General features: G+C 66.1%; 2 protein-coding genes. Both read left to right on the forward strand.

Going from position 1 to position 2,512, the window contains the following annotated elements; genetic code table 11:
• On the forward strand, nucleotides 1-865 hold an 865-nt coding region (locus ACTIAO_RS16875), incomplete at its 5' end, for an ABC transporter ATP-binding protein (protein WP_441907262.1).
• 11 nt (nucleotides 866-876) lie between these two features.
• Nucleotides 877-2,406 carry a hypothetical protein gene (locus ACTIAO_RS16880; protein ID WP_441907263.1) on the forward strand — a complete coding sequence of 510 codons (1,530 nt, stop codon included), beginning with the start codon at nucleotides 877-879 and terminating at the stop codon, nucleotides 2,404-2,406.
• The last annotated feature ends 106 nt before the right edge of the window (nucleotides 2,407-2,512 follow it).

Here is a 2,512-nt window from a genome sequence, read left to right on the forward strand (position 1 = left end):
CGAGCCCGAGCCCGAGCCCGAGCCTGAGTCAGACTCGGAGCCGGAGCCGGCGCCCGCTCCCGAATCGGTGCTCGCTCCTGAATCGGTGCCTTCGGAAACCACCGCATCCGACGCCGTCGTCGTGCGCGGACTCGTCAAAGAGTTCGGCGACCATCGCGCGCTGAACGGCATCGACCTGACCGTGCCGGCCGGATCCTTCTACGGCATCGTCGGACCCAACGGCGCGGGTAAGACGACCACGCTGTCGATTCTTGCGGGGCTCCTGCGCGCTGACGGCGGGCAAGTGAGCATCTGCGGCATCGACCAGTCCGACAACGCCCTCGGCGCGAAGCGCGTCATGGGCGTGCTGCCCGACCGGCTGCGCACCTTCGACCGGCTGACGGGACGCCAGCTGCTGCATTACTACGGTCTGCTGCGCGGGCTCTCCGCCGATGCGATCGAGAAGCGCTCCGCTGATCTGGTTCGCGCTTTCGACCTCTCGGGTGCCATCGGCCGCGTGGTCTCCGACTACTCCGCAGGCATGACGAAGAAGATCATGCTCGCCGGGGCGATGATCCACTCCCCGCGGGTGCTGGTCCTCGATGAGCCGTTCGAGTCGGTCGATCCCGTCTCGTCCGCGGTGATCCTCGACATTCTGCGCGCGTACGTCGCGCACGGCGGTACGGTTCTCCTCTCCAGCCACGGCATGGAACTCGTAGAGCGGGTCTGCTCACGCGTTGCGATCATCGTGGGAGGCGACGTTCTCGCCGAGGGGACAGTCGACGAGGTTCGTGCCGGTCAGACACTGGAGTCACGTTTCGTGGAACTCTCCGGTGGCATCGGCGAGGTGGAGGGTCTCGAGTGGTTGCACACATTCTCCGACTGAGGCTGGCACTGATGCTCGGCGCTCTTCGGGGCGAGCGAGCAGTGCGCACCGTGGTGGGCCTGATCGTGCTGATCGCAGCGACGATCGCGGTGTGCATCGCCCTTCTCAGCCTGGCCGATGCACCATTGCCCGTCGCACGGACCGTCATCGTGCTCGGAGGGGCAGCGGCGCTGCTCGGTTTCCTCTTCGGCCCGATCATCACCGGAACGACGGACCAGCTCGATCCGCGCCGATTCGCCGTCTTCGGTGTCGATGTGCGGCACATGCCGTGGATGCTCGCCATTGCAGCGCTGGTGAGCGTGCCGTCCTTCGCGCTCATCGCCGTGTCCGCCTGCCTTGCCATCGTGCTCATCGAGCTCGGAACACCATGGCCGGTCTCGGTGCTCGTGTGCATCCTGGGCGTCCTCGCCTCGGTGATCGCCGCGCGCATCGGCATGGCAACGAGTGCGCTGCTGCTCCCGGAACGTCGGTCGCGTGAACTCACCGCGCTGTTCGCCCTCGTGGTCGTCGTCGTCGCATTCCCGGTTGCCATCTTCTTCGGATCTCTCGAGTGGGATGGTCAGGTGCCGGCTGTCGTCGCCGGGATGACCTCGGCGATCGAGTTCACGCCTCTGGGCGCGATCGCGGGGTTCGGCCTCACGATCGCCGACGGCGATACCTCCGCGGCAACCGTGACTGCCATCATCGGAGCGCTCACTCTCATCGCGCTGTGCGGGTGGTGGACCTGGCTGGTGCGTCGACTGCTCACATCGACAGATCGCCCCGTCACGTCGCGCGAACGCCCGGGGCTCGGCTGGTTCGCCGTCCTGCCCTCCAACGCCTTCGGTGCGATCGCAGCGCGCAGTCTCGTCTACTGGCTGCGCGACCGTCGGTACATCGTGAACTTCGTCATCGTCCCCATCGCCGGAATCCTCACGGTCTTTCCGCTGCTCGTCGCGGGTGTTCCGCTGTACGTCGCCGCCCTCGTACCTGTTCCGGTCATGGCGCTGTTCTTCGGCTGGCTGCCGCACAACGATGTCGCATACGACTCGACGGCGCTGTGGGTCCACGTCGCCAGCGGGGTACGCGGCATCTCTGACCGGTTCGGTCGGCTTGTACCGATCTCGCTGGTTGCGATCCCGGTGCTCGCCGTCGCGATCCCGCTGACGCTGGCTCTGGTGGAGAGCTGGTATCTGCTCATGCCGATGATCGGGCTCGCCGCGTGTCTTTTCCTGTCGGGTCTGGGATTTTCCAGCATCCTCTCGGTGACCTCGCCGTACGGCGTCTCGAGACCGGGCGACAGCCCGTTCCAACAGCCCCAGCGCTCCGCATCCCGCGGCGGCTATGCGCCGGCGATCACGTTCATCGCAGCAATCGCGGTGAGTGTGCCGACGATCTGGCTGTTCATCATGACCGTCATCACAGACGACGCGTACAACCCGGCCACATTCTGGGTCGGCATCGCCACCGGAATCGTCGTACTCGTGGTCGGCGTAATCATCGGCGGACGCGTGTACGACCGTGGTGGCGAGCGACTCATGGAGTTCGTCGAGACTGTCTGAGTCCGCCCCGTGGCGTCCTCGCGGCGGATAGACTCAAGCGCATGAGTACTCCGCTGGACAGCCCCGATCAGGGCGGCGTGGCAACGCTTGATCGCGAACTGGAAGA

Origin of the sequence: Microbacterium sp., assembly GCF_052099035.1 — a bacterium.
GTDB lineage: Bacteria > Actinomycetota > Actinomycetes > Actinomycetales > Microbacteriaceae > Microbacterium.

Coding starts and splice junctions, on each gene's coding strand:
- ACTIAO_RS16880 (WP_441907263.1), top strand. CDS start 877: ATGCTCGGCGCTCTTCGGGGCGAGCGAGCAGTGCGCACCGTGGTGGGC.